We start from the raw sequence: 16,715 nt of genomic DNA on the forward strand, positions 1-16,715 counted from the left end.
TCAAGGATAGATTGTGTGTATGGTTTAAGGATCTGATACTGGTTATGGAAAACCCCATAAAGTTTAAATGGTTGCATCTACTGTGCTCGTTAGCAGTCTTAGTATCCTTGCTGACAGGTTTTAGAATTCATCTATTAAACGGCTATGACACATTATTCCTGTTATCTCCTATCCTCCCTCAAGGGCAACTTCACAACTGGCATCTCTTAGCCGGTATCTCAATCGCCCTATTAATCCCGCTCTATCTCATTTTTGGCCGCACACATGCGAACGGTAGACGTTCACGAGCTGGACGCTACCATCGAAATGTTCACCGTTTAGCTTACCTATTCATTCCAGCGACCCTTATTACAGGGAGCATGCTTTGGTTAGGAGAGAGTGATTTAACATGGCGGCAATGGCATTTTTACTCTGTCCTAGGCTTACTCATCTACATCCTATTACATGGCTACATCTACTTTCTTCAACTAGGTAAAACACTTCTCTCTGCACTTTTTTCCCGCCAAATGCTCACTTTGAACGCCAGCCTCTTTATCGCCCTATTTGGTTTAGCTGTTACCGCTATCTGGGCATTAACAAGTAACTTAGCTCCCCACAAACTGACAGCTTTGAACATTAATCCCCAAACCCATATAGATATTGATGGGAAAGCCCTTGAACCTTTCTGGAAACAAGCCCCAAAAATTACCCTTATCACAGACGGGGGAGCAAACTTTGTCGATGGCCAAACACCTGTCAGCATTCAAGTTGCAGCAAATGAAACAGAGTCCTATTTTCTTTTCCGTTGGCGCGATACAACTCACAGCCTAGAGCATCTTCCTTTAGAGAAGCAGCAGAGTCGATGGTGGGTACTACAACAAGGTTTCCATCGATTTGATGAACAAAAATTCTATGAAGATAAGTTTGCAGTCATGTTGTCTTCAAGCTGCGGTCAAGGAGGAGATGGAACCGTTCATCTAGGACCAAAACCATTAGCGGACAAACCGGCAAACTGGCATGGAAAGGGCTATCACGCCAGCACCGATGGACGCGTGCGTGATATCTGGCACTGGAAGGCGGTAAGAACAAATGACATGTTCCAAGCCGATGATAACGCGTTTACCCCTCCTTTAGCCTCCCGCTCAGGAGAGAGGCGCTATACAGCAGGTTATCATGCTGATGGTAAAGAGAGTGGCGCTTATGTCGCCAATTGGAGCTGGTACTCAAAACAGTCTGTAGAACCAAAGCGGCTTCCCCTTCATGAAAACACCAGTAAGCACCTCTTAGCTTGGTTTGACTCAGAACCTTACCAAGCCAATAAAGATAACTACCCAGAGGGTGCACGGTTACCCTCTACTCTCTATCGCTCTAACCGCTTTGAGGGCGATAGAGCTGATGTCAGAGCGAGAGCTGTGTGGCATCAAGGGTTCTGGACCCTAGAGCTTGCACGTAAACATGACACAGGCTCAGAACTTGACGTTAAACTCACAACAGGTACCTGTGTATGGGTAGCTGCATTTGATTCAGCACAAATCGCCCACACACGTCATCAACGCCCCATAAAACTGAATTACCTATCACGATGAAATTCAAGAGAGGAGCGTACAGGCGCTTTACCTTAAGCCTATTACTATTAACGCTACTACTTAGCGGTCTAATGCTACTGCAAACCGAGCCTGCCAACTCCAGCATCGATGAGAGATTAATTAAGCTCTCGGCTCAAGGAGAAACACTTGCCCCTTGGCAAGGGCCATGGGCTTGTATTCACGACACCCTTACCGGTTTACTTTGGGAAAACAAAACCAATAACGAATCGATACATGACGGTTACTGGAGCTACTCCTGGTTTAATGAGGGCAAGGGCCAAACCAATAGTGGAGATTGTTATTTTGAAGCCCAGCGATGCGACACCCAAGACTTAATCAGACGCACAAATGAGGAGAAATTATGTGGGATCACAGGGTGGCGGCTTCCAACCAAAGCTGAGCTCAGTAGTTTACTTGAGCAACAAGACCGCCCCCAAGCTCCTCAACTACGAACCGATTTCTTTCAGCAGATCAAAGCTGGAGATTACTGGAGTGCTCAAGGATCAATGCCACTAGAGGGTCATTATCAGCACTTAGGCCAAGGAGCCAGCGCCATCAATTTTTACCAAGGGCGATTTCATAACCTTCCCTATCGCAATGCCGCATTTGCCATTTTGGTCACAGATAAGTGGCCAAAATCGCAATATACCGCGGGAGTGACCTCTCGCACTGTTAGCAAGCCAAAATAGGAAAATAATAATGAAAATACTCACCCTGAGTATCCTTTTGGGTTTGTCTGTAACGGCTCTACAAGCCAATGCAGGCAGCCAATATCACCGTCTCATATGGGACTCCACCCCTCAATCAGAAGCAACAATAGGTTTCACACCATCAGGAAGTAGCAATCACTACCTTAAATATGGATTCTCAACTAACGAGCAAAACTGGACAACGAAAGCAGTCACAAGCAGTAAAACATTCGATGGCAGCTTGCAGAGCCAGTTTATCAAACTTACAGGGCTCACAAGTGACAGCGCTGTCTACTATCGGATCTGTGATGATGCTGGATGTGGTGAGCGCTTATGGTTTAAAACAGCCCCCACTACTAGCACACCTTTTACGGCGATTGCAGGCGGAGATACCCGTACCGGTTGGACAAACCGTCAAAATGGCAATCGACTAGTAGCTAAGATCCGTCCGCTGTTTATCATGCACGGTGGCGACTACACCAATGCCAACAGCGCATCTGAGATGAAAAGTTATTTAGCCGATTGGCAACTCACCTTTTCCGATGACACCATTGATGGAGTTGGCTACAAGCGAATCTACCCGTTTATCCCAACTCACGGTAACCATGAGGACGATAATTTTAAGACGCTTTGTGAAGTATTTGGTGCAGATTACGACAGTAATGGTGTTTGTGACGCAAAAGATACCTATGGCGCAGTCAATATCTCTCCACTGCTTAGGGTCTATACACTCAACAGCCAATTTCAAAATAGTGGTTGGTCGAGCTACGCCAGTACGATGAATAGCTGGCTATCTCAAGATCTCACCTCTCAAGGCTCCTCAGTTAAATGGCGCGTCGCTCAATACCATAAACCTATGTACCCCCACTACTCAGGAAAGTCAGATAACCTGACACTGGTTAACTGGTGGTCAAGTTTGTTTTATAACAAGAAGATGAATTTGGTTGTGGAATCAGATACCCATATCAACAAGGTCACTGAAGCACTTGAGCCCAATGGCTCGAACTTTAACGCCACCACTAATGGTGGAACGGTTTATGTAGGTGAAGGCAGTTGGGGAGCACCAGCTCGTTCAGCCAACGATCCTAAATCTTGGACCATAGATCTTGCCAGTATTCAGCAATTCAAAGTCTTCAGTGTGACCGCTGAAAAACTCTCGGTGCGCACCGCACAGTTTAGCGCCAGTGCTTCGACCTTAAGTCGAAGCCAGCGTGCAGCCGATCCCTTAGCACTACCGAGCAATGTTGATTGGTGGGTAGCCAATAGCATAGGTGAAGAGCTCAAACTGATAAGAGCGTCTAACCAACTTACCGTCATTGACAGTGGTGGAACCGATCCCGTCGACCCACCAGCAGGGGGAGTCTTAGAAAAAGGCGTTGCGCGTACAAACCTCGCTGCCGCTAAAGGGGCTTCGCTCAATTTTTCTTTTGATGCACCGGCTAATGCTGAAAACCTCAGCTTCACGATGGCAGGAGGCACAGGTGATGCAGATCTATACGTGCGATTTCGCAGCTTACCAACGGGCTCAAGCTACGACTGCCGCCCCTATAAAAATGGCAATAATGAAAGTTGCAGCTTTGCCACGCCACAGGTTGGAACTTACTATGTCATGCTAACAGGATACAGCAGCTTCTCTGGCGTCAGCTTAACTGCAGACCACACCAATACTGGCACTACACCACCAGCCGGTGGTGGAGACAGCTTCGGCAACCTCAGTGCCAGTAAAGGCAACTGGTATCGCAATGAGATCACCCTACCAGCGGGGGCAAGTAAACTCACCGTCGCTATCACCGGTGGCAGTGGCGATGCCGATCTCTACCTTCGACATGGCGCAGCACCAAGTAGCAGTACATATGATTGCCGTCCATACAAAAACGGTAATACTGAAGAGTGTGTCATCGATAACCCCCAATCTGGAGCTTGGCATATAGGCCTTTACGGCTATGCTAGCTTCTCAGGTGTCACCATGAGTTATCAATACCAGTAAGCGTTATCACCTCTAAGAAGCCATAAATACTCAGTTATTTATGGCTTCTTATTTAAAAACAACACACTTACTTTAGGTTGTGCTAAATAAAATAGACAATACAGTAAACTTAAGTGTGATCTTTAAGTAACCGTAGTAACATAAGCGTTACACACTACCATTTAAGAAGTGATGAGCTAGCCTCTAAAATGAAATTTAAACTCTTCTCTATCCTCCTCATTCTCGCTATCTTTTTTGGCGTTATTATCTCTTCTGATCACAAACAGAAGCCAAACTTCTATAAAGTAGACATTCAGGAGCGGGCACAGATAGAGAAGATCTACGCGCTGATGAATGAGCAGAAATACGATCTTGCCCTGCCCTTGATTGAGATAAGCTTACCCAAACTGCTCGCTAAGCAGTCCAACGATGGCTCTATGATTGCCTGGCTCTATGATATGAAAGCCCATGTGATGGCTTCTCGCTATCACTTCCACTACGCTATTGAAGCCATCACTAAAGCTAATCAACATAAAAGCGATCTGCGTTATCGTAAATTAAGGGAGGAATGGTTAGAAGAGATAGACGCTATGCAAGGGGAAAGGCAGTTAAGGACAAGCTATATCAGTGGCCGTAATGCTGGGTTATCTCAATCTCTCACCAATGATATCCATATCGCTTATATCTATATTGATGACAACCGCAGCAGTAAATGGTCTGGAAAACAGAGAATTAAAAATCAGGTTTCAGTAGATAAGGTTCTGGATTGGTATAAGCAGCAAGCTAGCCACTACGCCATTGACGAGCTGGATTTCAAGGTGCGCTACTTTGTTGTAAATAGCCCAAAAGGAGTCGGTAAAGAGTGGCTTAGAGACCCTGCAGCCTTTCGGCAAATCCTCAACAACCTGTTCAAACGCCTCTCCTTTCGAGGCATTGGCGAGTTTATTTAAGATATCAAAGGGGAGAATAAAAACAGCCAAGTCGCCATCGTCTTTCACTCCAATTATGACGGTCGCTCTTTTGCGATGAGCTGCCCTGCAGGCAGCCGACTTTATCAATGCCAATATGAATATGTGATGTTAACTGAGAATATCAACAATACCAGACTTGGCTGGGCCCGACCTCAAGTACAAGCCCATGAAGTATTACACCTCTTTGGCGCCAAAGATCTCTATAACATCGCTGAGTCTAAAGATTACGCTGTCACCGATATCATGAACTACTACAGCAGAGACATAAAATACGCCACCATTGACCCCATTTCAGCATGGGCCATCGGCTGGCACAAACAACCTTCAACCCCATTCAACATTGAGAAATAATATGGAAATCACCTCCCTAGAGCAGAACGTCATCTTTATGCTAATTAACTTAGGCTACGCTGTATTAAGCCTATTTATTAGCGTTATCGCACTGGTCGTTATCGACCGCTTTATCTTCAAAGATGTCGACTTTATTCAAGAGATCAAGAACGGCAATATCGCCGTCGCCATCTTCCAATCTGTGATCTTGTTATTCATTGGTGTGGTGGTGTCATCAGCAATGAGTTGAAGCTAGCCTTCAAATGAAGGCTAGTTACATTTTTATATATTAATTTTTATCTGAGTTGGTATTTGGTTACGTTGTTGAAGGTCATACCTTCATTGTGATCTATCGCCTCCAGCGGGGAATGTGTAGCTACTTCTGCGAGACGCTGTGAATATATCCCTATACGCTCTACGACTTCATCCCTGAAGTCGAAGCTCGCAGCCGCACCTACACTTGGTAATTTTTTCTTCGATTTAGCTTTACTAGGTAGGAAAACACAACTGATTTTTGTCCCAAAACTTGCTAGCCTTCGAATGAAGGCTGATTACATTTCTTGATCAATATTCAGTTGTTTTGTTATTTGGTGGTGTGTTTGAAGATCGTACCTTCATGGTTACCTATCGCTTGCAGCGTACTTATGTGTAAGTAATCTCTCGGTACGCTGTAAACCCATCCTTGGGCGCTCTGCGATTTCATCCTTGAAATCGAAGTCCTCGAGCTCACTTACACCAGTTCATGAGTCTCTTCGATTTGGCTTTATCTCTTTATGCATTAGTGTCAGTAATTTACCCTATGCAGCACTGACCTCTTTGTAATACTTTTTCTCATCAGTCGGAAAGGTATGGGTTCCGTCTAGCTAGCGACAACCTTTTAGTTAACCAGTGCTTGTATTTTATACAGTAGTATTGGTTTTGTGCGGTTTATCTCTAAGTTTTGCGCAATCAGTTCACGGTTTGCTATTGAGTGAAAAGATAAAGAGGCGTAAATTCAGTTGGATGAAAGCGTGCGAGCTTGAGTTGCTGAGATAGCAGGAAAGCAAAGTGTGCGACTAAGTTTTGTCCTAGAGTGTATTGGATACAATTTAGCTATGCATGTCTCAATACGTTGTATTAATGAGGTATATAGTGTTGATGCCCGTGCACGCTTTCCCAAGAGAACTTGGCAAAACGCGCAAGCCGTATATACAAATGTTATATCTCAAGTTGCATACTTATAATTACATGATAAAATTGATTTTTTTCGATGACAGGTGCCTAAATTGAATATTGAAGTGCCGGATGAACTGATTCAAAAGGGGATAAGTTACCTCTTAGAAAGTCCAGTTCTGTTCGGTTTAACAGTGTTATGTGGCGTGAGTGGGCATCTCATATTTTTTATGATATTTACCTATTTTAGTGACCAAGATGCCACAAAAACTTATCTAAATACCATGTTGGGTAAAATCTCGCTTGGTGCGCTCCTCTATGCCGTGGTCGCACTACCGATCTATATAGTTGAATATGGCTCAATGAGCATTGAGTACACCAAACTCATGGCGATTGTCCCATCAGCAATTATCATTGGTCTTTTTCTTCAAGCTGGTTTTTTTGGTGTCTTTATATATAGAAAAGGGAGTGCTAGCGCATGAGTAGTGCAAAAGTCATTAACGTAGTTAGTGGTAAAGGTGGTACGGGAAAAACGCTCCTTACAGCAGTGCTAGCTGATATCCTTGGGAATGAGGGTTACTCTGTTTTAGTTGTTGATCTTGATGTTTTTGTTCGAGGTTTAACCTCACTGTTATATTTTCATAGAAAAGAGACAATTCAGTTAACTCAAGAAGACAAAATGTCGGTGGCTGAATATTTCATTGACAAAGGTGATGTAGAGGTTTCTGGGAAATCCAAGTTTTCGAATGAACGTTATCGTTCTTTTGATGTTATTCCATCAGTTACCAGAGTAGATGAAGTCCTAAATTTTAAAGATATCATGCCGGATGACAAGCAAGAAGCTAGAGAAATTATCTCGTCAATGCTAAAGCGTCTTGATAAAGGATATGATTTTATTATATTCGATAGTCGTGCTGGCTATGATGAATTGATTTCTGCTACACACTTTTTATCTGATATTACGTTGTGTATTGAAGAAGAGGATGATATTTCAAAAATAACATCCGATAACTTGGTTAAGCAATTGGAGCAGGACGCTAATGTTCCTATCTTCAGACTAACAAATAAAGCTCGTGGAATAAGATCTGAAAATGACTTGGCATCTCGAGGAATTGACTATTTGGGTAAAGTTCCATTCGATATGGATGTGATGGAAAGCTTCGGTACAGCTTACTTTTGGGATGATATCAGCCGAACATTATACAAGTCAGCCTTAGCTCGTGCATGGAATAACCTGTCGTCCAAACTTCAGCTTAATAAACCGGTGACTGAAAATAGAATTAACCTTATTGGTAGTGAGAGGTTGGAAGAGCGACTTCAGTTTATTAGCTTGAAAGATAGGGTGGTATTCGTTTATAGCTTAATGATTACAATAATTGGCTTATCCTACGGCATATTTGGTGCAAAAGGTTTATCTGTATTTTGGAATGAATTTGGTACTAGTCAGAGTCTCGCATTAGTTATTGGTATATCGGGTGTATTTTCTTCTATGTACCTTTTACTCAAACGGAAACGATAGAGATATAACAAAGCATTTAAGAGTGATTCCCAACGCATGGCATTTTTCATTCCATCGTTGGGTTTCGTGTTTATGGCGCTATGGTTTAGGCTTGGTGGCAGCGTTGCTCACACCTTAATGCGGCGTTAGTTGTTTTAAGAGGAAGTATTGAATGCAGTGGATATCTGCTTATAGTCGTTTGTTTAGTATGTTGGATAAAACAGGCTCACCTGCTTACCATAGTGGCTCAGCCTTCATTAAGGTCGTTCAACAGTTTGACCGTGGCTTGCCAGATTATTCGCTCTACATTGAAGAAAGAAACAGGCTGAAACAGAGTACAACTCGTCGAGATTTTTACTGGGACATTCTCCAAAATCTCGATGAATCAACACGATTCGAAGTGTTTCGTGGCTTTATAGATATTGTCGAGCCACATTGTCCAACTGAAGCTCAAGATCTTCGAGCATATATGTTTGGTAACGGTAACCCTGTTCCCAAGGCTACTATTCCAAACCATCAGTGGAGTTCTGATAAGCTCAATTCGACACTGTCTAAAATTGACAATGCAATAGATACGGCAAACTACAACAATGCAATGACTTTGGCATACACGTGTCTGGAGGGGTTGTATAAATCCTATGTTCAGAAACATGTTCCAGCTAGCAGCAATGTCACTGACTTAATACCGTTGTCCAAGTTGGTTCGAACAGACATTGATTCAAAGCTCTCAGCAGTAGGTAGTTATCCAGTTCAAATGGTGACAAGTATTTCTACACTTACCAGTGCAATTGCAAACTCTAGAAATAGCTTTAGTGATTCACACTTTGATCATGATGCTAATAAATGGCTAGCTATCTATAGTCGAGATTTGGTTAACTCTATTGGACGTTTGTTATTGCATTTTCTGTGAGCCAAACAACTAACAATCAATTCAAGCAGATTCGCAACACTTGGCACTTTTGGTTTGAATCAGCTTTAGTGTCTACGGCAAAATGGTTTAGTTAGGTGGCAGCGTTGCTCACTACTTAATTGGGCGTTGAGGCTGTAGAATTATTCCCAAGCTGAAATGATGAATGAAATTTACGTTCGGAGAAAGCGTAAAAGCAATTGTTTAGAAGTATACCGCCTCAGAATTCACGTAGCTCCGCGTTTTGGGACTTAATTTTTATCATTTTTGAGCCTATTTTTTCTAGAAGAGAAATTCTACAGGCTCGTTATGCGAATAAAGGAAAATTTTCGATGACGATAAGCGTGTTTTTAAGTCATAACCATAGCGACAAGGATTTTATAAGAAAGCTTGCGAGAGACTTGGAAAGCCATGGTGTTCGTTATTGGCTTGATGAAGCGGAAATGAAAATAGGCGATTCACTGATACAGAAAATACGAGAAGGTATTGATTCTGTAGACTTCTTCGCCGTTGTCTTATCTCCTAATTCTGTTGAAGCACCTTGGGTCGTGAATGAGCTTGATGTTGCTATGAATCAACAGATAAACGGAAAGCCTATTAAAGTACTCCCGATTCTGCTTAAAGAGTGCGAGCTTCCCGGATTTCTGGTTGGGAAACTGTATGGGGACTTTCAGAACGAAGCTCAGTACGAAGACTCATTTAGAATACTCATTAACAGTATCGGTTTGGTCTTCAATAAAAGTGTTATGAACTCTGAAAGAAGCTCAAACAGTCTTGGTACTGCGCTAGATAAAGCTTTCTTGAAAAGTTTGCCTCTAATGTCAAAACCTTTCCACAGGCCATTTCAGTATATGGGGATGCCCATCCACAAGGCTGAAGCAGAGGTTGGAGCCGCTGCGAACTCTGTAGGTAACATTATCGTCGAAAATGATGATTGTAGAATGCTCCTAGAGGCTGAAGGAAACTTTATTAGCTATGTAGAAGTTGATCTGAAAGCCACTGCTCCGCATTACCAAAATCAAGAATTCGACTCTGAGCCAGTCCTTGGTGCTTTGAGTATTGGATTGACGGAACTTGATTTAGAAAGGAAGAAGACCCATTATCACACCTACTATGACCATAGAAGAAAGCTCAAAGTCAGTGTCTCATGCCTTGGTGATGGAGAACCGCTCACCGTAGCATTTAGTTCCAAATACTATGGAATGTAAATCGCATAACAAAGCATTGCAGCGGATAAACCGCTGAATGCGGCGTTATGCGTAAGGAGAATTGAAGTTTGACGAAAATACTTGCATGGTCAGTAGTCTTTATAGCCGCCATATGGACCATTGAAGCTCCTGATTTTGAGCCTATTGTGGCTTTTGTTGCATCATTGCTAACAGCCATTACTCTCCAAGTGAAGAAATCCAACGATAAGCAGGAGACTGAAGCTTCACCGACAATTGAAGAAAGCGATAATACTTTTGAGGTTGCAGAAGAAGAAAAAACTCCGGAAGTAAATCCCGTATTTAAGTTGGCGGAACGTTTTTTGGAAGTTTTTGAATCTCATGGTGTTCATCTCAATGAAATACCTAGATGCATCCCAGAAAAGTTTGGGATATCCCTTGTAGAGTTAGCCAATAAGGATAAGCTTATTGAAAAGTTAACTCCCGATCTAATCGATTGGTTCTGTTCAATATTTAATATTCGAAGAGACTGGTTAGAAGCAAACGGGAACTATATCTACGATACAAAAAATTACTATAAGAATGAACATAGCTTACTTAGACTTTTAAAGGATCTGAAAGAGCAACACCATAGCTCTATGAGAGTTATTGCCTATAAAGATGTCAAAGAATTAGATAGTGGTGGCGAGCGTCCTCAAGATGTCAATCTATTGATAGTCATACCTGCATTTAAAATTGATGACAGGTTAGTCATGAAGTATATCCCTACTTCAACTCAATGGGATTGGGGGTATTGGCGCTCTCGATATCAATTCAAAGGTATAACTAGAGTCTGCTACAAGAAGCTCGATTTAACATTTGACGGTTACAACCTAGATTCAGAAAAGATGGCGGAATTGTCCTCTGGAGGAGTATTTCCAAAACTCATTATTGATGAAACACCAATGGGCTATACCTGGTATCCAGATGATTACACCGACAAGGAAACGGAGAGTCGGTGTGCCAAAGAAACTCACGAAAACCGTTCAATACTCGATTATATAGACGAGCAACGGTATGCGGATGTGTTTACTGATAACGCATAACAAAGCATTCTAGCCGACGCCACGGCGCTGCTGAATGCGGCGTTATATTCACAAAGCTTAAAAATCAAGTCCGTACTATCTCCGTACAAGTTGCGATTTGATTGTTTAAATCTTATACTCAAGTTAATTACGGAATTACTCCGTACAATTGGAGGTTTTATGGCTACTGCAAGACTTGATATCCGTTTGGATGAAGAAATCAAAGCTAAGGCTGAGAAAGCTTCAGCTTTACTTGGTTTAAAAAGTTTAACTGAATACGTTGTTCGTTTAATGGACGAAGATTCAACTCAGGTGATTTCTGAACATGAAAGCATCACTGTTGAAGCAAATGTATTTGACCAATTCATGATTGCTTGTGACGAGGCTAAGGCTCCGAATAAAGCATTACTCGAAGCTGCGGCATTTACTAAAAGTGGTGAATTTAAGTGAGTTATGCCAAGACTTTTAAAGAATTGGATAAATCACAACACGATAGAGCATCATTTGACTGTGGCGAAAAAGAGCTAAACGACTTTATCCAAACTCAAGCAGCTAAACATATGCAAGCAGGTATTAGCCGCACTATGGTTTTACCTGCTTCTGTGCCACTACCAAATCAAAAATATCCAATTTGTTCGTTTTATAGCATCGCGCCAAGTTCAATTAGCCGTGATACGTTGCCACAAGCGATGGCTAAAAAATTACCGCGCTATCCCATTCCTGTTTTCCTTTTAGCTCAACTGGCAGTTCATAAAGAATTTCATGGCAGTGGATTAGGTAAAGTTAGCTTAATCAAAGCCCTAGAATATCTTTGGGAAATTAACTCTCATATGAGAGCTTATTCCATTGTTGTTGATTGTTTAACTGAGCAAGCAGAGTCATTTTACGCAAAATATGGTTTCGAAGTTCTTTGTGAAATCAACGGCCGTGTAAGAATGTTCATTCCGATGAAAACAGTCGGTCAGTTATTTACTTAAACGAAAGAGTGAATATAACAAATGCATCAAAAGATATGCAGGGTCAGTGTAAACTTTAACTGATACCCATACATTTACTAATCCCACGATCCAACTTTAGACTCCCTGCTCTAACGCATTTCTGTCCAGAAATGAGTTACAACATAAATATCAATCGAAGTGATAAACATTCAGGTGTAGATGCAGCAGTGAGCTTCGATGACATGGCGAGGTATCACGAAGTGATACTCTTCGAACGAGAGGCTCGGATGCCGAGCTGGCAGTTAAACAAGGATGTTGTTTGTCATCGTATACAAGAAAGCATGCTGCAGGCAATAAACATCAATAAAGCCATGCTTAACTGACAATAACCAAAAACCAAACTCGTCCAATGAACCCAATCAAAAAGAGACTTGGAACTTGCTATCAGGCAAGTCAGCAAGTTTTTGTTCAAAAATGGCTTACCCCCGCCAAAACCCGTCAGATGAAATCCATACTTTCACAGCCTCTGTTCGAAAAGAATTTAGTGGTAGCTAGAGTATTGATAACCTACAGGGTTATAGTTATGTTAATGTTCAGTATTGTCTAGTTATGATTTTCATCTACAAATTAAGAGTCTAATAATAAAGGATTATTTATGAAGTTACTCTCCACGAGTGTGTTAAGTACTGTTATCGTCTCAAGCCTGCTTCTAGCGGGTTGCAGTGGTGGCGGGTTAGTCGATGAAACAAATTCAGGTAATACAGGCGGTGGCTCTATTGGTTCGGGCTCTGGTGGTAGTACGCTAACCTGGGTCGAGGGAGAGTTTACTCCTTACCCAAACCTTGCGAATCAATGTGTGGCCAATAGCACAGGCTCAGCGTTGAATGAGAAACTATGGCTACGTTCGTGGAGCAATGACACTTACCTCTGGTACAGCGAGATCCCAGATAATGACCCAGCGCCTTATAGCGTTAGCGAGTACTTCGACATCTTAAAAACCACTGAGCTTTCTGAGACTGGGAATGAGAAAGATAAATTCCACTTCTCCATGTCAACCGCTGAGTGGGAGCAGCTTAATCAATCTGGCGCTTCAGTCGGTTACGGCCTGAACTTTCATCTACAGCAAGCTAGTGCCAGTGTAGACAGAAAAATCACCGTCACCTATACAGAGCCTAACTCCCCGGCGACCTCTGCCAATATTGAACGCGGTGCAGTCATAGTCAGCATCAATGGTGTCAGTGTTAAAGATGCCAATGACAGTGCAAGTATTAGCCAGCTCAATCAAGGCCTTTTCCCCGAAAGCAACGGACAACAAACTCGCTTTACACTGCTCGATCTCGGTGCCAGCCAAACCCGCGATGTCACCCTAAGTGCGCAGACAGTGATGTCAACACCCGTGCAAAACGTTGACCTTATTCCAACGGATAACGGTACCGTGGGCTACATCCAATTTAATTCACATATTGCGACAGCAGAGCGTGGTCTCGTCGATGCAATAACTAGCCTTCGCAGCAACAATGTGAACGACCTTGTACTCGATCTGCGTTATAACGGTGGTGGGCTACTCGCTCTTGCCAGCCAGTTAGGCTATATGATTGCAGGTGAACAGGCCACCCAAAACCGTATTTTTGAGCGCAGCACCTTTAACAATAAATACCCAAACACCAACCCGGTTACTGGCGAAGCATTAGCACCAATGCCTTTTATCGATGAGAGTATCGGCTTTAACACTGACTTACTTGGTGCGGGGCAAGCACTACCATCACTCAACTTAAATCGTCTCTATGTGCTGACCACGAGTGACACCTGCTCAGCCAGTGAAGCCCTAATGAACGGTTTGCGCGGAATTGATATTGAGGTTATTCAAATCGGTGACACAACATGTGGTAAGCCCTATGGCTTTTACCCAACTCCCAACTGCGGCACCACCTACTTCACTATTCAATTTAAAGGGGAGAACAATAAAGGGTTTGGCGACTACTCTGATGGGTTTATTCCTAGCACCAGCCCTACTTTAGCCAGCGAGATCTCAGGCTGTGACATTGGCGATGATTTCTCCAAGCCTTTAGGTGATGTTAATGAAGCCATGCTATCGGCAGCACTGTTTTATCGCGACAATAATCGCTGTCCAGCTGTCAGTGCAGCAATGGCTAAAAGCGCACCTAAGCCGCAATTTATTGACCAAGGCTTTATGCTACAAGACACCCGAATGCAAAATGTATTGTTCAATAACCGTATCTTAACTCAGGTAAAATAGTGATCATGAAGAGATCAAATCTCGTAAAGACGCTACTAAGCCTCACCCCATTACTCTTAATGGGGTGTAGCCTACAAGCCGACGATAGTCAGCAACCCGCACCGTTACCCGCATTGGTCAGTGCTCCTAGCCCAGAGAGTATCGCGGAGTTAGAAGCGGCTATCGCAAGTTTACTCAAGATAGAGCGGGTCACCATTGCCGATGATGCGTTTACTCGCAGTAGTCGTTTATCGCTTGAACGTTCACCTCATAAAGCTCCAAATGGTCAATTGATTATGGGGCGTAATTTCGAGTTACCGCAAACGGTGCAGCTGTGGATAAGCGCTGAGATATGTTTTGTCACTGATGCCGATAACCATCGCAGTGCCCCCCTCACCCATACCCAATGTAAAGCCGAGTAGTGCTTGAATTAGCCGATACGAAAAGGGGAGATGAACGCACTATCGACGAATGTGGGCTAACAGTTTGAATCGTTAGCCCGCAATAAATACAATACAGAAACGGTATTAGTAGTCTTACCCAATACTAAAGCTGCCAAATAAACCCAACTAATAAGATTACTTGAGTTTAATCAATAACATGAAAATAGGGAGGATAGCTTATTTTGTTCAGCATTAACTTTACCTTTCAGCATTATTTTTTTTTCACCAGCCTTATTGCAATCCCATTAACACTTTTGACTATTTTGGGTCGATTTATTTTGGTAAAAATGGGCTATATCGGTGTTGATATTACATTTACTTGGCAGAGGCTCATTGCAGAATTCGCTATTATTCTTGTCGGCAGCTATGTTCTGGTATGCGCACTGGCCATGTTAACTTTAATAGTAGGACTCTTTCTATCTGAGTAATCCCCCACAACAAATTAACCTGAATCTAAGGAAGCACTCAGGTTTAATATGGCAGCGTATTTACCCTATCTTTTGAGCACGCTCTTTAATCACTGGTGATGCAATTGCACTCTGCGCACGTATCAGTTGCAACTCATAGGCACCTTGATTGAAGGTTTCCAGTAATACAGCATCCACTGAGGCATTAGTGCGCTCAAACGCCTCAACAGCGCTGTAGCCAGCTTGCAAGTTAGCTAGCATTAGGCCACTGATAAGGTCGCCCACACCGACGGGTTGCTTGTCAAACTCATACAGCGGACGGGAGACTAAGTAGCTGCCGCTCTTGTCCACCAGCAACATCTCAAACTGCTCTTGATTGGTGGCAGCCTTAGCAAGGTGTTTCACCAGTATCATCTCAACGCCTGTTTTGAGCAGGCTTTCACAAGCCTGTACCACCTCATCAAGTGTCTGCAAGCTGCTGTCAGTCAGGGTCTCTAACTCCAATAAATTAGGCGCAATAATATCGGCAGCGGCCAAGGCTTGGGTTTTAAGAAACTCCTGCACACCAGGTGCGACTATACAGCCCTTCTCTGGGTGCCCCATAACAGGATCGCAAAAATAGATCGCCTGAGGATTGACTGCTTTTAGCTGTTTCACTGCAGCAACTATTTCACCCCCTTGCTCTGCACTTCCCAGATAACCACTTAAAATGGCATCACAGGTTTTCAGCTCACCAATGTTATCTAAGCCCTGCACTAATTCGGTGATCTGCCCTGACGGCATAACCATGCCTTTCCATCCTTGTGCATATTGAGTGTGGTTAGAGAACTGCACCGTATTGATCGGCCACACTTCCATGCCGAGACGACGCATAGGAAATACTGCGCTACTGTTGCCGGCACAGCCAAATACCACATGGGATTGAATGGATAGGATCCGCTTCATGGTCACAACCTTTAATTCTGTTAACGAGTAATAATGGAGGTACTTAATAGCTGTCAGTTAACAACCACCTAAGATTTTCAGAGATATTATACCAGTCAGTATAAGAAGTTGATCTACTCAGAGTGTTTTTTGGCAAACTAATTCAAGGCGAATGGAGGATAGAATGGTTGTTTCCCTTGTGAGTTCATTCAACGCAGAAGTAGGCAGCCAAAAACACTCCTTACAGGCGATTTTTAGCGGTACTGATACTGCGACTTTTTATAAGCAAAGAGGGAGCTTAACCCTAGTTTCACTATGCTCTTCACTCGTTGCAAACCACATGGATGTGGTGAATGTCATTAATGCAGGAGCAATTAAAGACCTTGCCTCAGGACCGCTAAATTCTAGCTGAGCGATCAAACCTTTATACTGATTGGTATTACTCTTACGCTAAATTAG

17 protein-coding genes are annotated in these 16,715 nt (G+C 43.0%); 16 read left to right on the forward strand and 1 reads right to left on the reverse strand.

The features are described from left to right. The first annotated feature begins 44 nt into the window (after nt 1–44). From SWOO_RS23700 to SWOO_RS23775, 15 genes are all read left to right on the forward strand, one after another. Nucleotides 45–1,565, forward strand: coding sequence for an ethylbenzene dehydrogenase-related protein (locus SWOO_RS23700; protein WP_012327196.1), 1,521 nt, complete (start codon nt 45–47; stop codon nt 1,563–1,565). A gap of 71 nt (nt 1,566–1,636) precedes the next feature. Then, entirely contained in the window at nt 1,637–2,254 is a 618-nt protein-coding gene (locus SWOO_RS23705; RefSeq protein ID WP_195742834.1) for an Lcl C-terminal domain-containing protein, read from the forward strand. A 10-nt stretch (nt 2,255–2,264) separates the two neighbouring features. Next, nucleotides 2,265–4,241: a pre-peptidase C-terminal domain-containing protein gene (locus SWOO_RS23710; RefSeq protein WP_012327198.1), complete on the forward strand. Its 1,977-nt coding sequence runs from the start codon at nt 2,265–2,267 to the stop codon at nt 4,239–4,241. Nucleotides 4,242–4,429: 188 nt separating this feature from the next. Continuing rightward, nucleotides 4,430–5,170 carry a hypothetical protein gene (locus SWOO_RS23715; RefSeq protein ID WP_012327199.1) on the forward strand — a complete coding sequence of 247 codons (741 nt, stop codon included), beginning with the start codon at nt 4,430–4,432 and terminating at the stop codon, nt 5,168–5,170. Between the two features lie 126 nt (nt 5,171–5,296). Continuing rightward, a complete protein-coding gene (locus SWOO_RS23720) occupies nt 5,297–5,542 on the forward strand; it encodes a hypothetical protein (protein WP_041417841.1) in 246 nt (81 codons plus the stop codon). Nucleotide 5,543: 1 nt separating this feature from the next. Continuing rightward, the gene (locus tag SWOO_RS23725; protein ID WP_012327201.1) at nt 5,544–5,771 is read left to right on the forward strand and encodes a DUF350 domain-containing protein; all 228 of its coding nucleotides are present in this window, start codon (nt 5,544–5,546) and stop codon (nt 5,769–5,771) included. Nucleotides 5,772–6,777: 1,006 nt separating this feature from the next. After that, nucleotides 6,778–7,155, forward strand: coding sequence for a hypothetical protein (locus SWOO_RS23730; protein ID WP_012327202.1), 378 nt, complete (start codon nt 6,778–6,780; stop codon nt 7,153–7,155). Beyond that, a complete protein-coding gene (locus tag SWOO_RS23735) occupies nt 7,152–8,192 on the forward strand; it encodes an AAA family ATPase (RefSeq protein ID WP_012327203.1) in 1,041 nt (346 codons plus the stop codon). Before SWOO_RS23730 ends, SWOO_RS23735 begins: the two co-directional genes overlap by 4 nt. Before the next feature lie 151 nt (nt 8,193–8,343). Then, nucleotides 8,344–9,081, forward strand: a complete 738-nt coding sequence (locus tag SWOO_RS23740) for a hypothetical protein (protein WP_012327204.1) — start codon at nt 8,344–8,346, stop codon at nt 9,079–9,081. 329 nt (nt 9,082–9,410) lie between these two features. Further along, nucleotides 9,411–10,286 carry a toll/interleukin-1 receptor domain-containing protein gene (locus SWOO_RS23745; RefSeq protein ID WP_012327205.1) on the forward strand — a complete coding sequence of 292 codons (876 nt, stop codon included), beginning with the start codon at nt 9,411–9,413 and terminating at the stop codon, nt 10,284–10,286. A 68-nt stretch (nt 10,287–10,354) separates the two neighbouring features. Continuing rightward, entirely contained in the window at nt 10,355–11,329 is a 975-nt protein-coding gene (locus SWOO_RS23750) for a hypothetical protein (RefSeq protein ID WP_012327206.1), read from the forward strand. 159 nt (nt 11,330–11,488) lie between these two features. After that, complete coding sequence (locus tag SWOO_RS23755) at nt 11,489–11,758, forward strand: type II toxin-antitoxin system TacA family antitoxin (protein ID WP_005423939.1); 270 nt, start codon at nt 11,489–11,491, stop codon at nt 11,756–11,758. Continuing rightward, nucleotides 11,755–12,285: a GNAT family N-acetyltransferase gene (locus SWOO_RS23760; RefSeq protein WP_012327207.1), complete on the forward strand. Its 531-nt coding sequence runs from the start codon at nt 11,755–11,757 to the stop codon at nt 12,283–12,285. The genes SWOO_RS23755 and SWOO_RS23760 overlap by 4 nt, the downstream gene beginning before the upstream one ends. Before the next feature lie 616 nt (nt 12,286–12,901). Next, the gene (locus SWOO_RS23770) at nt 12,902–14,503 is read left to right on the forward strand and encodes a S41 family peptidase (protein WP_012327208.1); all 1,602 of its coding nucleotides are present in this window, start codon (nt 12,902–12,904) and stop codon (nt 14,501–14,503) included. 5 nt (nt 14,504–14,508) lie between these two features. Then, nucleotides 14,509–14,904, forward strand: coding sequence for a hypothetical protein (locus SWOO_RS23775; RefSeq protein ID WP_012327209.1), 396 nt, complete (start codon nt 14,509–14,511; stop codon nt 14,902–14,904). A gap of 509 nt (nt 14,905–15,413) precedes the next feature. On the opposite strand, the gene pdxY is transcribed toward SWOO_RS23775, so the two are convergent. Then, nucleotides 15,414–16,277 (reverse strand): pyridoxal kinase PdxY, encoded by an 864-nt coding sequence (gene pdxY, locus SWOO_RS23785; protein WP_012327211.1) that lies wholly within the window; start codon nt 16,275–16,277, stop codon nt 15,414–15,416. Nucleotides 16,278–16,440: 163 nt separating this feature from the next. Here pdxY and SWOO_RS23790 point away from each other — a divergent pair, with 163 nt between their 5' ends. Then, nucleotides 16,441–16,668: a hypothetical protein gene (locus SWOO_RS23790; protein ID WP_012327212.1), complete on the forward strand. Its 228-nt coding sequence runs from the start codon at nt 16,441–16,443 to the stop codon at nt 16,666–16,668. Nucleotides 16,669–16,715: the final 47 nt, after the last annotated feature.

Origin of the sequence: Shewanella woodyi ATCC 51908, assembly GCF_000019525.1 — a bacterium.
GTDB lineage: Bacteria > Pseudomonadota > Gammaproteobacteria > Enterobacterales > Shewanellaceae > Shewanella > Shewanella woodyi.